At 68.6% G+C, this 22,172-nt stretch carries 11 protein-coding genes, 1 tRNA gene and 1 pseudogene; 2 read left to right on the forward strand and 11 right to left on the reverse strand.

Translation table 11 applies throughout. The features are described from left to right. Positions 1-40 precede the first annotated feature (40 nt). Positions 41-325, forward strand: coding sequence for a hypothetical protein (locus PYV02_RS03370; RefSeq protein WP_275756208.1), 285 nt, complete (start codon positions 41-43; stop codon positions 323-325). Positions 326-594: 269 nt separating this feature from the next. Then, complete coding sequence (locus tag PYV02_RS03375) at positions 595-1,812, forward strand: Fic family protein (RefSeq protein WP_275756210.1); 1,218 nt, start codon at positions 595-597, stop codon at positions 1,810-1,812. 571 nt (positions 1,813-2,383) lie between these two features. On the opposite strand, the gene PYV02_RS03380 is transcribed toward PYV02_RS03375, so the two are convergent. The 11 genes and pseudogenes from PYV02_RS03380 to PYV02_RS03430 form a co-directional block, all read right to left on the reverse strand. Further along, a tRNA-Arg gene (locus PYV02_RS03380) sits at positions 2,384-2,455 on the reverse strand. A 1,775-nt stretch (positions 2,456-4,230) separates the two neighbouring features. Then, positions 4,231-4,650: pseudogene (locus PYV02_RS15370) on the reverse strand (relaxase domain-containing protein); the annotation flags it as partial. 110 nt (positions 4,651-4,760) lie between these two features. Further along, positions 4,761-5,072, reverse strand: coding sequence for a hypothetical protein (locus tag PYV02_RS03390; RefSeq protein ID WP_275756212.1), 312 nt, complete (start codon positions 5,070-5,072; stop codon positions 4,761-4,763). A gap of 460 nt (positions 5,073-5,532) precedes the next feature. Then, positions 5,533-14,103, reverse strand: a complete 8,571-nt coding sequence (locus PYV02_RS03395) for a DUF7927 domain-containing protein (protein WP_275756214.1) — start codon at positions 14,101-14,103, stop codon at positions 5,533-5,535. Between the two features lie 183 nt (positions 14,104-14,286). Next, positions 14,287-16,128: a putative Ig domain-containing protein gene (locus PYV02_RS03400; RefSeq protein ID WP_275756216.1), complete on the reverse strand. Its 1,842-nt coding sequence runs from the start codon at positions 16,126-16,128 to the stop codon at positions 14,287-14,289. Positions 16,129-16,232: 104 nt separating this feature from the next. After that, the gene (locus PYV02_RS03405) at positions 16,233-17,711 is read right to left on the reverse strand and encodes an RNA polymerase sigma factor (RefSeq protein WP_275756218.1); all 1,479 of its coding nucleotides are present in this window, start codon (positions 17,709-17,711) and stop codon (positions 16,233-16,235) included. Positions 17,712-17,879: 168 nt separating this feature from the next. Next, a complete protein-coding gene (locus PYV02_RS03410; RefSeq protein WP_275756220.1) occupies positions 17,880-18,188 on the reverse strand; it encodes a hypothetical protein in 309 nt (102 codons plus the stop codon). Positions 18,189-18,250: 62 nt separating this feature from the next. After that, positions 18,251-19,519 carry a tyrosine-type recombinase/integrase gene (locus PYV02_RS03415; RefSeq protein WP_275756222.1) on the reverse strand — a complete coding sequence of 423 codons (1,269 nt, stop codon included), beginning with the start codon at positions 19,517-19,519 and terminating at the stop codon, positions 18,251-18,253. A gap of 243 nt (positions 19,520-19,762) precedes the next feature. Further along, entirely contained in the window at positions 19,763-20,392 is a 630-nt protein-coding gene (locus PYV02_RS03420) for a CHAP domain-containing protein (RefSeq protein WP_275756224.1), read from the reverse strand. Between the two features lie 134 nt (positions 20,393-20,526). After that, positions 20,527-21,486, reverse strand: coding sequence for a CHAP domain-containing protein (locus PYV02_RS03425; RefSeq protein ID WP_275756226.1), 960 nt, complete (start codon positions 21,484-21,486; stop codon positions 20,527-20,529). An 85-nt stretch (positions 21,487-21,571) separates the two neighbouring features. Next, the gene (locus PYV02_RS03430; RefSeq protein WP_275756228.1) at positions 21,572-22,069 is read right to left on the reverse strand and encodes an HNH endonuclease; all 498 of its coding nucleotides are present in this window, start codon (positions 22,067-22,069) and stop codon (positions 21,572-21,574) included. Positions 22,070-22,172: the final 103 nt, after the last annotated feature.

Here is a 22,172-nt window from a genome sequence, read left to right on the forward strand (position 1 = left end):
AGGTGTGCTCACCCATCGATCGAACCCCAGGAGAACGCACATGGACCCGAAAACCATTGCCTCATGGTTGATCATCGCCGGCCTCGTCTTGGTGCTGGCCCAGATCGTCGTGTCGCTCGTCACCGCCCTCAAAGCCAAGCGAGAGAAGGACAACCCCTCCACCCGCGGCCTTGGAGACGTGCTCTCCGAGATCCTCAAAGCCCTCGCCACCGCCGTGCCCCTCGGCGTGCTGGGCGTGGTGCTCATCATCGTGGGCGCCTTCATCGGCGGGTACATCGACGTGGGTGCGCTGTTCCCAGCGCCGGCCTCGACGTCGGGCGGGTAGGACGCTGCAAGTAGGCGACGACCTCGGAGGGACTCGAACCCGATATGCGGCCTTGTACTAGTGTGGCTGCAGCCAAAGTCCCTGTGACTTTCTGGGATCTGTGAGTGCTCGGCATCACTGTGATCAAGTGGGTTCCGACTCAAGCGCTGTCAAGATGCCGTGAAAAATGATCTCAGCGAAGCATTAATAGCGAATCGCAGTATTTACACTTAGCCTGTTAAGTGTAAATAACCACCAGCGGCGATTGCGCTGAGAAGGCGAGGCGCGGTATGTCCGACTCTACGTCGAACACGTCAGAATCACTGAGCTGGCCAGCCCTCGGGAGCGAACAGCATCAGTGGGCCTCGCGAATCAACAGCGACCATCTCACCCGTGCCCAACGCGAGCGCATTCGCCAGCCCTACTCGTCGGCCATCGTTCCGCCGATCGCCAACCTCTCCATCGACATCCCGGGCGACCTCGCCGCAGAGATCGACGAAGCCACCCAACTCCTTACGCGATTCGATGCGGAAGTCGGACCGGGCGGGCTGCCGTTCGCCTCGATCCTCCTACGCACCGAGTCGGCCTCCTCATCTGAGATCGAGAACCTCACCAGCGGGGCGCGAGCGATCGCCGAGGCCGAGCTCGGCGAACGCGAGACCGGCAACGCCGCCCTGATCGTGCGCAACGTCCGGACGATGGAGGCGGCGCTCGCGCTTGCCGACAAGATCGACGGCGAGAGCATCATCGCGATGCAAACCGCCCTACTCGGTTCGCACGCACCCGACCTCACGGGCCGTTGGCGCGATGAGCAGGTGTGGGTTGGCGGGGACTCGCTCAGCCCGCACCTAGCCGACTTCGTTCCTCCCCACCACAACCGCGTGCCCGCAGCAATAGATGACCTGGTCGCATTCATCGATCGGACCGACATCCCCGCATTGGCCCAAGTCGCGATCGCCCACGCGCAGTTCGAGACCATTCACCCCTTCCCGGACGGCAACGGCAGGACGGGCCGTGCGATTGTTCAGGCGATGCTGCGCCAGGCGCGGGTCACGACGAACATCACAGTTCCTGTTTCCGCGGGACTCCTCCACGACGTGAAGGACTACTACAACGCCCTCAGTGCCTATCGTCGCGGTGAGCTTCGACCCATCGTCACGGCTTTCACCCGCGCGACAGGGTACGCGGTCGTCAACGGCCGTCAACTCGTTGGCGACATCAAGGCCATCGAGGCCGAGTGGGAAGTCAAGATGAGCGGCCTCCGCTCCGACGCGACCGCACGTCGAGTCGGCGCCCTCGCCATCGCTCACCCCGTGCTCAACTCAGACATCGTCGTTCGCGAACTTGGTGTCGCGCCGCCTACAGCCTTCCGCGCCCTGGATGCTCTCATTGAGCGAGGCCTACTTGCATCAGCGAACTCACAACGACGCAACCGGATCTGGCTCGCAGAGTCCGTGCTACGCACGCTCGATGATTTTGCCTCGCGAGCTGGACGGCGAGGCAGATAGTAGTGATCTGCCACTGAACCGCGCAACGAACCACTCGATGCGGCCTTGAAACCCCCCTCTTGTCCAGGCCCACGGAGCGGCCTGTACTTGGCGAAAAGTCCAGATAGTCAAGGGGATCATCTTCAACGGGGTCGATCAGCGCGCGCTTCGCAGTCAAGTTACAGTCGAATCCTCCTGCCGGGGAGGTCCCGAGGCCCAACCTCCGCCTATTCACCGGGGAATTTGGCACTGATCGAGGGTGCCCCTGGAGGGACTCGACGCCCCACCGGCACGGCCGCCAAGCCGCGCGGTCACCACCCTGCCGGAAGAGCACCTCGGGGTGCGCAGCTCGTCGGAACCGGCGCGGCGGGGACCCCCGCGGTGCGAGTCCGCATCTAGGGGCCGGTATGCGAGAAGTCCCGCAGCGATGCCGCGGGACTTCTCGCATACGTGCCCCTGGCGGGACTCGAACCCCCAACCCTTTCCTTAGGACGGAGAGGAGACGATGTCCAAGATCATCCTACCGCCCAATGAAACACTAGGAAGTTGGCTGTGGATAACCGCTCGCGTATCAACACTTGTATCAACTAGGTGCCCCCGATAGGACTCGAACCTACAACCGACCGCTTAGGACGCGGGCGCTCTTCCATTGAGCTACGGAGGCTGGCGTCTCCAAGCTTAGTTCCCGCGCCCCGACGCCCGCCCCGGGGTGGACTCGGCGCGCCCACCGCTCGCGGATCGTTAGCCGGCGCGGGTGATTCACCCGAGCCGGCGCGGCGCGCCCATCACCTATCCCCTGTCAAAGGTCTCTGACGCCGAGTCCTCGCGCGCACCTCTCCTCCTGGCGGCATGTGGCCGCCCTCACACACAGGAGGAGACTCAATGTCGTCTGCAATCTTGCCCACTCCCCCGGAGGTCGGGGATCCGCCGAGAAGGGGCCGACTCCGGGGAGCCCTGTCGCTGGCCGTCGCACTGCTGCTCGCCTTCGGCGGGCTGTTCGTCGCCGCCGGTCCCGCGTACGCCGGCGGCCACGGCGTCGGCTACGACATCGGCCAGGGCTGGCTGGGCGCCTACCGCGCCGACGACGGGCGTCAGGCGTACTGCATCGACCTCGGTGCCGCGGTCCCGTTCTCTCCGACGTCGGGTCCGAACACGGTCACCTCTCTGGACGGCCTGTCGCGGCCGCAGCTAGCGCAGCTGAACTACGTGCTGGCGAAGTGGGGGCAGTCGGGTGATCCGAACCTCACGTCGGCCGTCGCGATGTTCGTCTGGTCCATCGCCGACCCTGGCATCTACAACGGCAACGGCGGCGACAGCTACTACATCGCCCGCGCGCCGAGCGGGGCAAGGCCTTCGATCCTCGCCAACCTCGCTTCCATGCGGGCCGAGGCTTCCGCGTTCGCGGTGACCGACCCGTCGCTGTCGCTGTCGATCGAGATGGCCGACCAGTATGCGGGCACCCTGACCGTGACGGCCAACCCGGCGCACCTGCAGGGCACCGCGAACCTGTCCAGGGCGGTGTTCAGCAACGGCGCCACCTCGCGCGTGCTGGGCGCCGGCCAGTTCGGGATCACCGGCACCCCGGCCGACGGCGCCCCCTGGTACGAGATCGGCGCGTCGATGTCGGTGGCGGCCGAGGGCTACGGGGCCAAACTCGACCTGTACACGGCTGGGGCCGGCGAGCAGCGAATCATCGCCTCGGTCGCCGGGGCACCCGGCAACCTGTCCGCATCTGCCCAGACGCCTCGGATCGATCTGGACTTCCAGCCGGTGATCGGCACCCAGGTCGCATCCCGCTACGTCCAGGAGGGCGATGCGTTCGTCGACCAGCTGGCCGTGTCGGTGACCAAGGGCACCTGGACGATCCTCGACGGGGAGCGCATCCCGATCACCGCGACCGGGACGTTGTACGGCCCGTTCGACCAGCAGCCGGTCGAGGCGGACTCCCCGCCGATCGGCGCGCCGATCGCGGGGGTCGAGGAGCTTACTCTTGCCGGTGCCGGCGACTACTCGTCGGCCGGTTCGATCAGCGCGCCCTCGTCGGGGTTCTACACCTGGGTGTGGGCGATCGACAAGGACGCCCAAGGCGAGCTCGGCCGCTACCTCATCGGCGGCTACACCGACCGGTTCGGGCAGGTGACCGAGACCAGCGTGGTGCCGTTCCAGCCCCGCGCCATCTCGACGGCGATGCAGCACCTCGTGGTCCCCGGCGACCCGCTGACCGACCGGCTCGTGGTCTCGAGCACGAACGGCCCGTGGCTGAAGGTCGACGGGCAGCCGATCCCGGTGATCTTCGAGGGCACGCTGTACCAGGTGCCGGGCACCCGCCCGCCCGCCGGCGCCGGTCCTCTCCCGACGCTCGAGGCCGCCACGGTTCAGGCGGTCGGCGCTGCGGTGGATCCGCATGCGGTGCCGGTCGGGACGGTGACGATCACGGCCATGCGCCCGCGCGATGAGCGACTGCGTGCCCGCATCCGCGACAGCCCAGATCGTGGACAGCGACTTGGGGATCGAGAAGGTGTGGTCATAGCCGGCGACCGCCCGCCGCCGAGGGGAACCGTCGAGGCGCGGAGCGAATGAATGGTGCGTGCGGCCAAGCGGCATCCCCGTGTCCGGGTCGCGACCTTCTCCCAGCAACCGGCGCAGCTGCGTTTCGGTCACTTCCTCGCCGTCATGGATACGACCGGCGGCGAGCCCCTCCACCCCCGAGCCGAACCAGCGGCCCGGGGGTGCGCCCTTCTCGGTGTAGTAGCGGATCAGCGGGGCTGTCATATCGCGGCTGCCGTCGCCGACCACGACTGACTTCAGCAGGTACCGGTAGGCCGCCCCAGCCGACATCACCCGCATCGCCACCGTCATGGTGCACCTCCAATTGGGGAGGTGTCCACGCCATCCCGAGGCCGAAGCCACCGAGGTCACGTCTCGTCGTGGTGGTCAGCGGCGAGACGCTGACGCCAAGACCCGGGCCGCTACGTGTCAACGTTCACGGCGTGCGCGGCAACAGTTGCTACCGGCAGCAATCCGACCGCGACGGTTGCGGCTTGCAGGGCGTCCTCCCGGTTGGAGTAGGGCTCGGGTGAGAAGACGACTGGTAACCCGGCCCGCTCGCCGAACCAGGCGACACCGCCGGTATGGGCATCAGAGACGATGTGGAGCATGAGCTGATCGACGAACTCCTGAATGGTTCGGGCGTCGCGCTCAGCCATCAAGATCGCGGGAAACGCCCAAGCACTCACTGCCGTCTGTGTCCCGACATGGTCGTGCAGCGCCCAGGTGAACACGGTTGGTCGGGATGCGCGTCCGAACCATTTGGTCGCGTCGGATGTAGTTGCGAAGCGAATGTCCGGTGGGCCGGCCTGCGATGCGGCTCTGCGTGGCCCCTCCGGTTCCGTGCCGGGCTCGATCGTAAGACGCCGTCTGACCGCCCAGGAGGCCAGCACCGGCGACTCCCCCACCTGATGGACGAGAATTGAAACGTGCGGCCCGCTTCGGCGAACATTCGGGGTCATGGCTCGTTTGAATTCGGGATAAGGGGATTCAGGCGGTCAATCCCCAAGAGGGAGTCGTCGACATGGTCTCCGTCAGATGTGTGAGGCACGTCATTCACCTCGAGACCTGCTCAAAACCTGGCCCTCGCACAACGTGAAGCTGCTCGCCTGCAACAGGGTGATCGCGTCGATGATCAGGGCGGACCGGGGGCGGCGCGACCGGGGTCCGCCACCCCCGTGCTGTTCCGGTCCACTACTGCCGGTCGCCGGTGCGGACCCGCTCCGCTCGGCGCCTGCGGATCAGCACCAGAATGGCGCCCCCAAGGAGCAGCAGGACGGCGGCGAGCAGGGGGAGCAAGCTCGTCGTGCGCCCGGTGTACGCCAACGGCGACATTAGGACGCTGACGACGCAGTGCGTCTGGGCGTTGTCCACCGGCGCGGGCGAGCATTGCGGGAACGAGGCTGGCGCTGCGGCGGTCCCGTTGATTCCGATCACGTTATCCAGGCGGCCGTCTCCCGTGGCGCTGTTGCGGACCGTGACCGTGTAGCGAATAGTCACCGTCTGTCCCGCGTCGATCGGCCCGGTCCAGGCCAACTCGGAGCCGATGTAGTTGACGGTGCCGGCGGATGCCGACGCATCGCCGTTGTAGGCGGCGTCATCGAGCACGCCGGACAGCGTGTCGACCACTGTCGCCGGGTCACCACTTGTGTAGTCCGCACCTCCGATGTTCATGACGGTCGCGGTGTAGGCGATCGTCTGGCCGTAGGTAGTCAGCCTCACGTCTGCGACCTTCGAGAAGGCGAGGGAGCGCACGCCGGTCTCGGCGATGGCGACGCGGTCAGGTGGCGCACACGGCCCGGGAGCCGTCGGGCAGACTCCTCCCGGCCAGCGGGTCGCGAAGTCCGCGTCCGCTGTCGCCTCGTTGACGAGGAGGTTGTCACCGGCGAGTGGTGAGTTGACGACCGCCGTGTAGCTGACGGTGACCGACGCGCCCGCGGCGAGCGAGCCCTGCCAGGTGAAGCCGTCGGCTGTCGGTGTCACCGTTCCCGTGGTCGCGGAGATCGCACCATCTAGAGCGGCATCGTCCAGCACGTCGCGCAGGTCGTCGGTGAAAGTCGCATCCGGTACGTCGACGAAACCCGTGTTGGTGTACACGATCTGGTAGTCCACCGCACCCCCGGCCGTGACGACGCCGGTGCTCGCGGTCTTCTCGAGCAGGAAGCCAGGCAGAGGCGTGGATGTCGCCGAGCAGCCGTCGCCTGCGCACGGGTCGGGGACGGGAGGTGTCGTGCCCGGGATGCCGGCGAAGGCGACGTTGTCGAGTAACTGGTCGCCGGCGGCGGTCACCACGGCCGAGTACACCAGCTGGATCGACTGTCCGGACGCGAGCGCACCCGACCAGTGGATCCGATTCGCCGGTGTGGTCAGGGCGCCGGTCGACGGCGTGACGGTCACGCTGCCGAGGGTAGCGTCGTCGAGGAGGCCGGAGAGGTCGTCCCAGACCTCGGCCGGGTAGGTCGAGGTGAAGTCTCCCGCTCCGGTGTTCTCGACCAGGACGGTGTACCCGACGGTGTCGCCGATGCGGATGACCCCGGTGGCGCCGGTCGTCTTGACGATCCGTAGCTCGGGCAGCTCGATGTCGGCCTCCGCGGTGGCCTCCGACTCGATCACGCCCCCGGTTCCCGAGGACACCGTTGCGGCGTTAGCCCAGCCGTCCGCGACGGATGCTTGCCCGTTCGGGAGGGTCGCCGTCACCACGACGTCGAAGACGTGGCTCGCTCCGGCCGGGAGGGCGGTTCCCGCCGCGACCACGATCGGATCAGCCGTCCCGTCCCAGCTTCCGGAAGTCGCCGGTCCCCCGACGCGGGCGGTCACGGTCGCCACGTCGATCGTCGTACCTGTCGGGAAGTCCAGCTCGTCCGACATCCCGTAGGTCAGGTCGACGGTCGCGGACGGGTTGGTCACGGTGATGACGTACCGGACCGTCCAGGAGCCGTCGGCGTTCAGCACAGGGGTGCCATCGACGGTCTTGGCGATGGCAGGATCGTGCGCGGTCGCGCAAGCGGTCGCGTCGCGCGTAGCGCCGCCGGTGCCGATGCTCGCGGTGTTGCGGAACCCGGTGCCGGTCTCGCCGCCGCCGAGGACGCAATCACCCGCGGGATCCGTCCCGCGTACCGAGCCGGCGTCGATCACGGCGCTCACGGTGTAGCGGTGCGTTGCACCGCCGCCGAGCAGGACGTCCTCGGTGAGCGTGGTGTTCGCCTGCCCGTCCCAGGCCGGGTCGATGGTCGCCTCGATCGGCCGGGCAACGATCGTCGGCGTGCCGACCAGCGAGACGCCGGCGCCCAGCTCGAAGCCGTCCTCGACGTCGTAGCGTCCGGCGATCGTCGGGCTCGGGTTGGCGACCGTGACCCGGTAGAGCACCGACCAGGTGCCGTCGGGCAGCTGCTCCTGCGACAGGATCTCCTTGGCCACCCCGAACACCGGAGCCTCCGGTGCTTCGACGCAGGCGATGTCCGCGGTGGCGCGGCCGCCGACGGTGATCTCCGCTTCGTTGAGCAACCCGCCCGGACCCTGGGCGGGGTCGCACGCCCGCGCCCCGGCCGAGAGAGCCGCAGCCGCGTCGAAGACGACGGTGACCGTGTAGACGTGCCGGGCCGGGGTGTCCTCGTCGGCGGCTGCCCCGATGGAGCCGGTCGCGAGGGCCGTCTGAGTCGAGCCGTCGAATCCGGGGTTGAGGGTGCCGGGTCCGGTGATGTCGACCGAGTCGATCGTCGTTCCGGCCGGGAACCCGAAGGTGTCGCTCAAGGTGTACGGGATGCCGCCGGGGACGGTCGTCGTGGAACGGTTGGTGACCGTGATCTGGTATTCGACCTCCCACAGCCCGGTGAGCGGATCCTGCACCGGAGGCTGCGTCGTCGTCTTGACGACGCTCGGGTCGGTCGCGGACTCGCAGCCGGCGGCGACGGCGCTCAGCGCACCGCTGGTCAGCGTCGCGACATTGCGGAATCCGGTGCCGGTCTCGCCCAGATCAACCCGGCAGTCCATGTCGGCCCAGTTGTCGTCGTCGATGACGGACGGCGGGGTCGCCACCACGGTCACCTGGTAGGTGTGGGTCGCGCCGCCCGCGAGCTCGATGCCGCTTGCGACCACGGGATCGGCGTCGCCGTCCCAGGTGCCCGAGACGGTGGCGTCGGACGAGGCGATCTGCGCGTCGACGATGGCGATCCCGTCACCGAATCCGAGCTCGTCGCTCAGGTCGTACGCGGTGGCGTGCGCCGGGTCGGGGTTCGTGACCGTGATCTCGTAACCGATCGTCCAGTCGCCGGTCGTGCCGTCGATGGCGCTACTCGTCACCGTCTTCGTGATCTGCGGCATCGGCTGCGCGACGATCGCCGTGCACGCCGCGGCCTCGCCGATCGCGACGGAGCTCTCCCCCGAGAGCAGGGTCACGGCGTTGACGTAGCCTCCGGTGCCGGCGGGCGCGCAGGCCAGGGCGGATCCGGTCACGGCTCCCGCCGGGACGTCGGTCACCAGGGTCACGGTGTACGACCGCGTCGCGCCTGCGCCCACGCGATCCGCGGCGGTCAGCAGCGCGGTCTGAGCGGCACCGTCGAACGAGGGATCGACCACCGCACCGCCCGGACCGGCGACCGTCACCTGCTGCACGGTCACGCCCGCGGGCAGGCCGAAGGCATCCTCGAGGGTGTAGGCCAAGCCGCCGGCCGGCGCCCCGGCCGGCGCCGAGACGCCGATCGTGTAGACCGTCGTCCAGCTGCGGTCGGGGTTCTGGGTCGTCGCCACGACTGCCTTCGTCACGGTCGGCTCGACCGGTTCGGCACAGCTCTCCGAGTCCATCAGGCGGCCACTCGGCAGTTCGATCGAAGCGCGGTTGGCGAAGCCCCCGCCCACGCCGTCGACGCACTCCGCGGCGGCCGTGCCCGCGAGGTCGCCCGCGTCGGCGACAACGGTCACGAGGTACTCGTGGGTCGCCCCGGCGGGGAGGGTCACCGTGCCGGTGACCGCTCCGGACCCTGTCCAGGGCTCGAGCGCGACCCCTGCCGGGCCGCTGGTCACGGTCGCGGAGTCCGCGTCGATCCCCGCTCCGAACCGGAGTTCGTCGGAGAGGGCGTAGTCGACGGGTGCGTCGTCGTTCCGGTTCGTCACGTCGATCCCGTACACGATGGTCCAGGTGCCGTCGTCGTTCTGCTCCAGCGATTGCACGTTCTTCGACACCAGCGGCCCGAGGCGGGTCGTGGTGGTCGCGCAGGGGGCGTCGTCGTCAGCGATCCCGGTCGCGGGGTCGCAGGTATCGGCAGCCGAGGTGAAGGCGGTGTTCGTCAGGTCACCGTCGCCTCCGGAGCCGACGGTGACCCGATAGCTCAGCACGACGGTCCCGCTGTCCGGCAGCGTCCCGCTCCAGCTCAGCTCCCCGCCCGACGGGTCGGCGAGCGGGGACGGGCTTCCGCCGCCGATGGCGACCGTGCCTGAACCGGGGATGTAGGCCGCGTCATCGAGCAGGTCGTCGAGCACGTCGCGGACGGCGGCGCCGGGGAAAGGGGCCGTGCCGTCGTTGCTGAGGGTGATCGTGTACGTGAGCTCATCGCCGTCGTAGACGCCCTCGGCGGGTGCGTTCACCGTCTTCTCGATCGAGTAGAGCAGCAGATCATCGGTGTCGGTCGCCTCGCCGGTGAGCGTCCGGCCCGGATCGGCCGGGTCGATCGCCGTCGCCTCCGCCGTGTTCTCGATCGTGCCGGTCGCGCCGGTTGCGACGCGCACCGTGACCGTGCGGGTCACCGAAGAACCGGCTGCGCCGCTCGGGTCGTCGCCGTCCGGGCCGGGTTCGCCCGCCGCGGCGAGGTCGATGCCGGTCCAGGTGACGACTCCGGACGCGAAGGCGCCGCCGTCCGAGGCGGACACGAACTCGAGTCCGGGCGGCAGGGTGTCGGTGATCGTCGCGCCGGTGATCGGCTCGCCGACCAGCCCGTTGGCGACCGTGATGGTGTAGCCGTACTCGTCACCACGGAGCACGGTGGTGCGGCCGTCGTCCTTGGTCACCAGCAGCTCGGGCACGCCGGGGGCGATGACGAAACAGGCTTCGGCGTCGTTGTTGCCCGGCACCGGATCCGACATGGCGCCGTGCACCAGACCCTCGACGCAGACGGTCGAGCCGCTCGTCGGGACGACCGTGATGTCGAGCGCGTCCGGCACGTCGGCGACGAGCAGGCGCGGGCCGCCGACGCTCGTCACGGCGGTGCAGGTCAGCACGAGCGGGCCGGTCTGAGTGCCGCCGTCGATCGAGCACGACCAGCCCGCGGGGGCGAGGTCCGCGACGCGCAATCCGGCCGGGATCTGCACGTCCACGGTCGCGGGGGCGAGTGCGGAGCCGCCGTTGTTGGTCACGGTAAACGGCAGGATGCCGGGGCGCCCGGTCTGCAACGGCAGCCGGTCGGGGACCTCGAGCTCGAGGTCGGCCTCCTGCGTCGTCGCGCAGACCGGGAGCGGCTCTGCCGGCACACCCATCTGGTCGGCCTTCGCGGCGACCGAGTTGCAGGCGATCGCGTCCGCCGCGGCGCCGGGCACGACCTCGGCGTCGTACTGGAACGAGACCTCGGCGCCGGGGGCGAGCGAGCCGGTCGAGGTGGCGCGGATCGCCTGTGCACCCGCCTCCGCCGCCGATCCGGTCGCCCAGTCCCCGACGCAGCCCGCCGGGCCACCGGGGTAGACCTCGGCGCGACACGGGTTGACGCTGTCCGAGAAAGCCAGGGTCACACCGCTTGAGGCCGCGATCCCGCTGAGCAGCTCCTGGAAGGTGGAGCCGCGCGGCGTGGAGGCGAGTGACGAGCTCGTGCCCACGTCGCCCAGGTAGGGCAGCACGTCGTAGGCGACGATGTTCGTGAGCGCGGTGTTGCCGCTGTTGACGATGCGCACCCGGTAGGAGATGTCGGTCGCGTCGGGGTTGACGCCGACGAGGGCGCCGGGTTCGGAGATCCAGTCGCAGCCGTCCGGCGCCCCGGTGTCGGGGAAGCAGATCTCCTTGATGACGGTCATCCCCGCCGTCGCGCCGACCCCGACGGCTGCGGCGTTGAGGGTCGCGAAGCCCTCGGTGGTCACGCCGTCGGCGTCGATGTCAGTGGTGTCGGTGACCGGACCGGTGTAGACGGCCTGAGTGGTATCCCAGTCGTGGCTGGCCTCGCCCGCCCAGGCGACGGCGACGCCGCTGCTGCCCGCGGCTGCGGCGAAAGTCGGCTGGGCCGCGACCGTCATCGTCGGCCAGGTCGCGTTGGCGCCGAAGCTGGTGCCGATCGGCCAGTTCGCGACGACGACGCTCCGCGGCACGCCGGCGATCGTCACCGTCCGGTAGGAGAACTCGACGCCCGGCGGCACCGTGCCCGCGACGAACGACGCCGAGCCGGGCCCGACGACCCAGTTCACCGGTGCGACGAACACGTACTGCGGAGTGAAGGTCTCCCCGGTCGGGATGAACGAGCTGGTCCCGCGCACCGAATAGGTCACATCGCGGCCCGGGACGGCGAGTCCGCCGCCCTCGACGACCGGGCTGCCCACGAACTGCGCCGCGATGCGCGGACGGGTGTCGGCCGAGCCGAACGAGACGCTGCCGGTCGCCGACAGCGCCACGTCAGCGACGCCCATCCCAGGGTAGGTCAGCATCACGTCGGCGGTGTTGGTCCACAGCCCGGACTCGGTGTCCGGGGGCACCGCGAAGACGAGCCGCAGCTCGTAATAGGAGGTCGTCGTGTTCTGGCTCGTCACCGCGTTGACGGGCTGGATGACCGAGGAGGTGACGTGCGCGGCGGTGATCCAGGTACCGGCCGGAGCGGTGAACGGGACCGCAGCGGTACCCGTCGCCCCCGTGTTGAGGGTGTACTGCACGGTCGCGCCGGTGGCCGTGTTGTTGGTGCTCACGGTATGGGTGATCTGGGTGACCCGGGCCTGATGGCCGCCGAGGTCGGGTTCGTCGATCACCGCGACGGCGGGCACGTTGCCGGTATTGCGCGCGACGATGCTCCAGTAGTGGGTCGCCGACCCGGTCGACGGAGGCACGATGACCCCGGCCGTGCCGCTGTTGGTGCTGCTCTTGGTCACGGTTCCGCGGCCGAACGGGGCGACGAAGTTGATGCTGTGGGTGCGGTCGCCCAGCAGGACCGGGGCCAGTCCCGGGCTGTCCGGGTAGGTCATCGTGGCCGTCGCCGTGTTGCTGCGGTTCTGCCCGACCGGAGCGTCGGCCGTCACCGCGTAGAAGGCGCGCACGGTGAAGGTCGTCTGTGCGGTGCCCGTGCTCAGCTGATTGGGTCCAGGCATCGAGCCGGAGGTCACCCGCATGTTCGTGAACCAGTGGCCGGCGGGTGCCGTGGCGATGCCCATCGACATCCCGGTGCTGCCATCGTCGAGTGTCCATTCGATCGTCGCCTCGGCCCACGGCGTCGATGTGCCCGACGCGTAGGCGATGATCTGGTCGGTGCGGGTGCCCTGCACGTCGAGGTCGTCCTCGATCACTGCCACTCCTGGCACGTTGGCCTGGTTGCCGACCGAGATATCCCAGTTGTGGCGGTTGAGGTCGGGCGCCGGCTGAACCGCGACCGGGGACACCCCGCCGATCCGCGCCGGACCGTCAAAGGTCGAGGTCTTGCCGTTGTAGATCGCCTTCGCGAACGGTTCGATGCAGGCGATGTTGTGCGTCCGGGGGGCCGAGATCGTGCGCACGTTGCTGTCGTCGGGCATCCCGCCCGCGCCGAGGTAGATCATCGTCATGCTCACCGTGGTCGTGACCGCCTGCGTGAAATTGCAGTAGTCCGGGTCATCGCCACCGGGCGAGAACGCCTCGGCCGGGTAGTTGACCACCACAGTGCGCGGGATCTGGGTGTTCGAGTTGCCCGCGCGGTACCAGCCGATCGCCGGCTCGCCGACACCGGCACCGGGGGCCGCCGTCCAGGTGACGGTATGCGCGCCCGAGTCGTAGACCCCGCCGTTACTGGCGCTTACGAACACCGCGCGCGGGTCCAGCTGCTGGGTGACGACATAGCTCTTGGCGCAGGTGAAGCGTGCATCGCCCTTCGGGGCGGTATCCCGGATCGGGAGGCATCCGCTGTTCATGTTGATCGAATAGGTGACGTTGGTATCGGAGTCCTGGGATCCCGGGTTGGAGATCGCGAGCGCGGGGTCGCGGATCGTGGAGCGCCACTCCACCGCCGCGGCGGTCGCAGCGGGCACGTTCGAGATCGTGCTCGACTCGCCGGTGACCGACATGACGATCGGGAACCCGTTCGGGAAGAACTGCGCCGCCCGCACGGTCGTGGTCGACGCGTTGCCGATCATCGACCAGGTGTAGTTGACCTGGAAACTGCCGACCGATCCGGCGGCGAGGTCGCCGAGGTTGATCGTGAGCCCGCTGGGGCCATCGCCGGAGATCGTCGCGCCGAGGAACGGCGCCGTCCAGTTCTGGTAGGTCAGGTGCTGCCAGACCCCGTACGTCGGGTCGAACGGGGCAGGTGACACGCGCACGACGGAGCCAGCGCAGTCGGCGTTGCTGCACGAGTAGCTGATCCGGTAGCCGAGATTCGTGCCGACACCGGCCGCGGTGCTACCCGCCCACGTCTGCGGGGCGCCGGTCGCGACGTCGACCGGCTCGATCGAGATGGTCAGCACACCATCGCCGGCGGCGGATGCGGCTGCCGGCGTCAGCAGCGGAACGATGAGCGCCAGAAGCGCGGCGAACGCCGCGGCAACGATCCGGCCTCGCCGGCTTCCCCGACCAGACTCCCCGCTGACCAACCGGACACGAAACTTCCGACGCGTGTTCACGTTACTTCCCCCTCGTCCGCTCCCCTGATCGGAGCCGCCCGAATCGCGCACCAGTGCGCTTAAGGGAATAGACGAGAAGCCGACCGGATCCTTACATGCCGGCCGTCGGGCGTACGGCGACACCCGGGCGGGTCTACGAGACGAGGGGGGGTCGACCCGCTCCCGCCCGGGTGCGCGTCCCCCTTAGCCCGTCCGCTTCCGCAGCACGGACCGGAGGGTCCAGAAACCGGCGCCGAACGCCGCGAGGGCACCGCCGAGCAGCGCCGCCAGTGGTGCACTGCTCGACATGCCCGAGTAGGCGAGGGTCGTCTCGCCGGAGATGCTGCGCGGGCCCGGAGCACCGGGCGTGGGGCCCGCCGAGGCAGCCAAGATGCTGATCGTGTAGACGCCCGAAGCCTCTCCCGCCGAGTTGGTCGCCGTTATGGTCGCAAGGTAGTTCCCGACCGCGGTGGGCGTTCCCGAGAGAGTTCCCGACGTCGGGTCGAACGACAGGCCAGGCGGCAGCACACCAGCGACCGTCAGCGCGATCGGACCGGTCCCCGTGGTCGTGACAGTGTGGGTGTACGGCTCCCCGACCTGCCCGTCCGGGGGGTCACCCGAGGTGATGACCGGGGGCACGGCAGGGGTGAGATACGTGAAGCCGTCGACCTCGAAGTGCGTCGGTCCCGCGCCACCTGTCCTGGTCTGCGTCAAGACCGTCACGCCCACCGGACCCGCCGGGTGAGCGGGTGTCGTCGCTTCGACGGTCGTGCCGAAGTCCGCGAATGCGGTCGCCAGGATGCCGTCGAAGGTCACGCCGGTCGCCACGAGGGGCGAGAGCACCGACACGAATGACGTTCGCTGAATCGCCGTGCCGTCGCCGAGCTCGCCTTGGAAGTTCCTCCCCGCCGCGAGCAGTGAACCGTCGGAAAGTCGGATCGCCGTCGCGTACTGCCCGGCCGACAGCTGCACGACGCGGCGGCCCGTCGGCACGGGGACCGTCAACGAACCCGGCACCGATCTGGGGTCCGTCGTGCCGTCACCGAACTGGCCGTAGCCGTTCTGCCCCCAGGCGAACGCGGTGCCGTCCGAGGAGAGGAAGTAGGAGCTGTCGTTGTACGCCACGATCGACGCCGCCGACACCCCGGGAGGCATGCTCACCGGAACGGCGAGCGCGGATGAGCCCGATGTCGTGCCGATGCCGAGCCGCCCGAGCGCGTTGTTCCCCCAGCTGTAGAGCAGCCCATCGGTGCCCAGAGCGAGCCCGTGCTGCCGTCCGGCAGCCACGGCCGTGAACGTGACGCCGACCGGGACGCTCGTCGTCACGACGGATGCCCAGGACTGCGCGGTGCCGCCCCGACCGAGGATGCCGAGGACGGTGGTCGCACCCGCGCTGTAGACCATGCCGTCGGCCCCGAGCACGTACCCGCCGGTCTGACTCGTGGCCGCATCCAGCGCGGCTACGCCACCTGGCAGCGTGAGCAGCACAGGGGTGGGACTCGCCGCCGTCGTTCCGTTGCCGAACTTGCCGTTGTTGTAGCCCCAGCCGTAGAGTCCCCCCGTCGTGGTGATCGCGAATACGGTCGCCGTGAGCACGATATCCTGGTCGTAGTCGGCGTGCACCGAGCTGACCGTTGCGCCGCTCGGCAACGCGACCGGCACCGGCAGCGACCTGCCGATCGTCGTTCCATCGCCGAGCTCTCCGACGGCGTTGCCTCCCCAGGAGTACACCGCGCCGGTGCTCGTGACCGCGTAGGAGGAATGCGCACCACCTTCGATCTGCGTGACGACGGTTCCCGCAGGAAGCTGCACCCGCACCGGGACCAGGCTGTCGGTCATCGTTCCATCGCCAAGCTGGCCGTAGTCGTTGTCCCCCCAGGCCCAGACGGCGCCGTCCTCGGTCAACCCGAGGGTGTGGTAGTTGCCCTCCGTCACCTGCACAAACCGGTTGGGCGGGAGATCGATCGTCACGCTCGTGCCGCCCGCGGTCGGGCCGGACGGCGGCGTGACCGTCGCCCAAGCTCCGGCCGCCCCTGTGACAAGCACGGCAACCCCCGCGGCCGCAATCGCCATCAGAACCCGGAACCGTCTCCGTGCGCTCATCCCCAATGCCCCCTCGTCCGAATAGACGAGATAGGGCGCCGATCCTTTCACGGCGTCGGCGCGGGGGTCGGGGTCTGCTCTGGTGTCGGGAGCGGACCCCAGCTGAAGCCCGTCGTAGTAACCCCCTCCGCGAGCGCCTCGACTTGCACGAGATACTCCCCGTCGTCGGGCATCCCCCCAGCGGCGACGAGCGTGAACCGCGAGCTGCCGGGAACCTTGCCATCGAACGTGCACCTGGCCCCGCCGTCGTCCATGGGACAACTCCAGCCGGTGGACGCAGCTACGATCCGCACCGTGTCCGGCAATGCGATCGAGAACGAGACCAGCGACCACTCGTCGGCCTCAATGTCGAAGTCGACCTCGAGTCCCACCGACCCACCCCGGTACGGCGTCACCGTCGTCCCCAGGTGTGCGGCCGGCGCGTCGAACGCGGCGATCGGGACCACCGAGCTGCCGGGCAGATCCAACACACCCGACGCGCCCAACCACGCCGCCATCAGAAGCCCCGCGCCCGCGATCAGAGTCACAACGGCGACGACGACTCCGGCGGGCCCAACCACCACTGCCCGTGCCACCGCACCGGCACGGGCCAAGATCGCTCCCGCGCCGGATACGCCGATCGTTCCCAGAGGGCTACCGTTGCCGGGGCGCCCGACCGCCCAGGCGACGCTCGGTGCCGGGGCGGTCTTGGAACTGGAAATCGACGAAACCCGTGCTCCCTCGTCCGACACGGAACCGGCGGTAGCTGCGGCCGTCGCCGCGGGTGCCGGTGAGCCGACCACGAGGCCCACGCTCAACAGCGGCAGGATGCCGAGCGCGCTGGTCAGCGTCGCGTATCGATTCCAGACTGTGCGGCAATCCACGCAGCCGAGCACGTGCAGAACCCCAGCCGCGCCAGCCGGATGCGCCTCGGGCGCATCGAATACTTGCGACGGCAAGGCCTCGGCGTTCACCGCGCATTCCTCGCGGCCCTCGCCGAGCATCACTACGAGCAGCTCTCGCCGAAGTGCCGTCTTCGACCGTGTGACCAGTGTGGAGACCGCGCCTGCCGAGCGACCCAGCTCCGACGCCACCTCACGTGGTGGTCGCCCGTTCACGACCACCTCGCGAAGAGCTCGCTGGGAATCGGCGCTAAGCCGGTCGAACGCCCGTCGCACCAGATCGAACTCGGAGTGCAGCTCCACGCTCTGAAGAGATTCGGGTATCGACGGCAGGCTGGATTCCGGCAGCTCTTCGACCCACGCTTCGCGTGCCCGCGGAGAACGATGCTCATCGATCTGCCGATTCCGCATTGCGGCTACCAGATAGGTCAGCACGTTCTCGGCAGGCCCTTCGCCGCGCTTCCACAGTTCCAGCAGCCGCGCCATCGCCCCGGCCAGCAGATCTTCGGCGCGATCAGGCGATGTTGCCACACGCCGCGCCATTAGCCGCAGATAGGGGAAGTGGCGTGCGAAGAACTCGCCTGCCGCCGCGCTATCACCCGCCATCGCCTTGGCTATCAGCTCCGCCTCGGGGATGGCCTTCACTTCTGGACCCTCCCCTCTCCGACTCGGACGCTCAGATACGATTTTACCGGGGCTCATGGGCACACTCGACCTGACCCAGGCTCGCGCTGCGCATGTCCCGGGACTCTTGTCTTGATCTCAAGTTGACAGGAGCTGTGTGCGTCGGCAATTGAGTCTGGACCCTTCCGCTTATATCGCGGTGAACGTGGGCGCCCGACCTGCCCAGCCGCCGGTGCACTGCTGCTGTCGGCCCAGGAAGAAGCCCTTCGTCCAGGCCAGCAGACCGGCGGTGTACGGCGAGTCGTCTGGGGCCGCCGACAGGTGCTCCCTGCCCTCGTACTCCCTGGCCCGCCCCGCAGCGATCGGCCACTGCTCGTGCACCGTCAGCAAGATGAGCTGGTCGGCCGCGCTCCACAGTGTTACGATGATCCGTCCGGGCGGCTTGTTCTCGCCGAGCCTCTCGCGGCGCGCCCCGGTCAAGTACGTCGAGCCAGACATGGCGGCCACCGTGAGAAGTGTCGCAGGCGTTGTTGAACCAGCGAGACTTTCGCCCGAGTCTGCTAGACGTTCGCAAGGTAGCGGATCATTTTAGCTGCGTCTGCCTGCCACATGCGCGCGATGACCGAGTCCGGGACGCCGAGTTGCATCAGCAGAGTAACCATCGTGTGCCGTGCGAAGTGCGTAGTCGGCGTCTCGGGAGTGCCGGGCGGGCGATCCTTGAGATCCTTCGCTTGTTCGGCCGTGATGACCCCGGCCGCGTGCAGGACCGACCTCCACTCGGCCTGGTCCTCCCAGTCGGCCCAGGGAGAACCATCCGACCGGTGCCAGATCAGGTTGTGCGGATTTGGATCAGCCTCGGTGCGGTCTAGGTACGCGACGATCCGATGGAACTCCGGCTCGATCAGGGGGAACCGGCGAACCTTGCCAGACTTGGGGCGAACGAGATACTGACGCCCCTTGATGTGCCGGTACTCGAGGCCGGGACGCAGCATCGGTCGCGCCTGTGGGCAATTGCCCCCGCGCTTTCGACCGCAAGTCCCGCCGCAACCGTGGTCGTGCGGAACGTCGGTCATCGACCACTGCACGATGAACTCCCGAGTCTCGCGATCTACGCTGTCGCGGGTCGCGCCGAGCCGCTCGCCCTGGCGGATCCCCCCGAGGAGAGAGACCCACCATCGCGTGCCGTCGGGCCTGCGGTCGGCCTCATCGAGCACGGCGATCGCGTGATCCACCGCGAGCGCTCCCCGCTTCTTGCCTGAGGCGTTCGGTGCATCGACGTCGCGAATCACGCTCGGAATGCGGAACTCCTTGCGGGCGTCCTCAAAGAAACGAGACAACGTCCAGTGCAGCTTGAGCGCCGTCGTCGACGCGCGCCCGCCGCGATGGATCGCCGAGTAGATATCGAGGATGTGAGAGGGCCGCAGGTCGGCAATGCGCTTAGTCCCGATTCGCGGCAGCACCCACACGTTGAACTGCGATCTGACCGTCCCATACTGGGATGGCTTGTAGGACGCCAGGGCGATGTTCTCGAGCCACTTCGCGTAGTAGGCGGCTACCGTGACGGTGCGGTTCGCTACGCCGCCGCTGGTGCGGATCTCGGTCTTCGCCTCCTCGAGCTTCTCTACGACTTCCGCGACCGTGCGCCCCCAGTAGGTCTTCTGATTCCGCTTGCCTGGCACCTCTGGCGGCAGCTCGAGCGTTGCCCGATAGCGACCGAGCTTGTCCGGCCCCGATATGCCGCCCTCGCCCTGGCGTCGCCTCGGGCGCTGCTTCTTCGCCTTTCTCGTGGTCCCCGTCGAGGTTGTTTGACTGGTTGATTGTGCAGCCAATTTCGTGCTCCGTCCGTATCAACATTCGTATCAACTACGGCATGTGAATCCATGACGGCACATGCCGGCACCGGAGAGGCCGACAGAGCCCGACTTCCCTTTGTTTATGGGCAGATCGGCTGATTTCCGGGGGACGATGTCTCTTCCCGGAAGTAAGGTGTTCGCCTTAGGACGGAACTGCTCTTCCATTGAGCTACAGAGGCCGGCGCATCCCAGTCTAGAGAGAGTGTGGAGGGGCGGAGGCTATCCGGGTGGGTAGAGGTAGGCGACGACGGCGCCGGCCTGGATGACGCGGGTGGAGTAGGTGTTGTCCCAGTTGCGGTTGTACTCCTCGAGGAGCACGGTGCCGTCGCCGTAGACGGCGGCGACGTAGGCGACGTGGTTGTAGTTGGTCATCGCGACCGCGCCGGGGATCGGGGTCATGCTCGTGGTCCAGCCGTTGGCCTGCCAGCCGGAGAGCCAGGAGCCGGCGCTGCCGACGCCCATCGAGCCGCCGGTCCAGCGGAAGGGGGCCGAGGTGAAGCCCTGGTCGCGGTTCAGGCGCCAGGCGACGAAGTCGACGCACTCGCTGCCGTAGAAGCCGAGGGGGGTGAGGCCGTACTGGCCGAGGTAGGGGTAGTCGTCGCCGGACTGGCGCGCGGAGGCGCGCAGCGAGGCGAGCGCGGCGCGGGCTTCGGCCTCGCGCAGCTGGGCGAGCTCCTCGGGAGTGGTCGCCGAGAAGGCGTCGCGCTGCGAGATGTTGGGTGCGGCATCCGCGGCGACGCGCAGCGACTGGGAGTCTGCGACGGCGTAGCTGGTGTCCGATTTCTCGGTCTCCTGAAACGCGTACGCCGGAAGGGCGGCGACCCCGAACAAGCCGCCGACGGCGGACATCGTCAGCAGGACGAACGCTGGATTTCTGGTGGAACGGTTTGACACGATTTCGGAACTCCCCTTGCGGATCCCTTCGAGGCTAACCCGGGAATGGCAGGAAGTCGAACCGACACGGCGCGTCGTTGTACCCCGAATCAGGTCGGCGGGTAGAGGAACTGCGTCACGGCGGAGGCCGGCAGCACGCGCTGTCCGTAGACATGGGAGTAGTTGTGGTTGTACTCCTCGATGAGCACGGAGCCGTCGGCGAGCACCGATTTCACGTACGCGACGTGGTTGTTCGGGAACCACGCGACCGCCCCCACGACGGGGGTCTTCGAGACCGTCCAGCCGTGCGATTCCCAGGCGTAGAGCCACTGCGAGGCGTTGCCGCCGGTGGGGGTCAGCGTGGACCACACCCACTTGTAGGGGGCCGCGTAGTAGCCCTGATCGCGGTTGAGGCGCCAGGCCACGAAGTCCACGCACTCGCGGTAGAAGTAGTTCAGCGGCGACAGCCCGCCGCCCTGCGACGAAGTGAGTTCGTAGGCCCAGGGATAATCGTCCCCCAGTTCGCGCGCACCCGACGCCAGGTACTCGGCGTTGTTGGACGCGCGCAGGGCATCCTTCGACATCTCCGCGAGCTGCTCGGGGGTCGTCGCGCGGTATCCGTCGCGGATCGCGCCGAGGGCCGTGGCCTGGTCGCTGATCACGAGCGACTGCACGTCGAGGTCCTTCGCCTGCGGCGCGGCCGGGGTGCTCAGCGCGTAGGCGGGCAGGCCCGCGACCGCGAACATGCCGCCGACGATGCCCATGGTCAGCAGCACGCTGAACGGGTTCTTGCGAGACGCCTTCGGGGTGGATGCCCGCATCGAACGCACGACCGCCCGGCGGTCCTTCGGCGCCCGAGCGCTGCGCCGCCGCTCCTCGGCCGAGCGGGCCGCACCCTTGGCGACCCGGGGTGGAACCGCGGAGCCGCCACGCGAGGCGCGCATGTCGCGCCGCGAGGGATAGGCGGCCGAGGCACGCCCCTCGGTCGAGGCGGCGGCCTGAGACGGGGCCGGGGCCGCACCCCCGAAGAGGTCGCTCAACGCGTCGTGAGACGGCTGCTGATCGACCAAAGCGTGGATTCCTTCTCGGGTTTCGGACTCAACGAGGCTACGGGAGCGAGCATGCCGTGGCGAATTGTCACAGCAAGGTAACAGTCTACGCCGCCGGAGCCAGGTACTCCTCCCAATCCGGCATGGCGCGCTCGACGCCGCGCACGAGCCACGTCGTGCCGCGGGGCGGGCGGGGGTTCACCCGCAGGCTCCAGTTCATCTCGGCCGGCGTGCGGTCGCCCTTGAGGTTGTTGCACTTCAGACAGCAGGCGACCAGGTTCTCCCAGCTGTCCTTGCCGCCGCGGGAGCGCGGCTGCACGTGATCGATCGTGTTGGCGCTCGCGCCGCAGTAGCCGCAGCGGTGGTTGTCTCGCCGCAGCACGCCGCGCCGCGAGACGGGCACGTGCCGTCCGGAGGGGATGCGCACGTAATTGCGCAGGATGATCACCGACGGGCGCTCATAGGAGCCTGCCGCCGCCCACACCGGATGCTCGGCATCCGCCGCGATGACGGTCGCCTTCTGATTTATCACGAGCACGATCGCTCGCTTGAAGGACACCACGGCCAGGGGCTCATAGCCCGCGTTCAGCACCAGCGTGCGCATTCGCACTCCTCTCGAAAGAGCCTGCACGGCTTGCAGGCGTTCGACTCCCCTGGATTCCAGCGGATGGGAGGGTGCAGAAACGCGAAAGGCACCGTCTGTCGAC

Origin of the sequence: Antiquaquibacter metalliresistens, assembly GCF_029211225.1 — a bacterium.
GTDB classification, from domain to species: Bacteria; Actinomycetota; Actinomycetes; order Actinomycetales; family Microbacteriaceae; genus Rhodoglobus; species Rhodoglobus metalliresistens.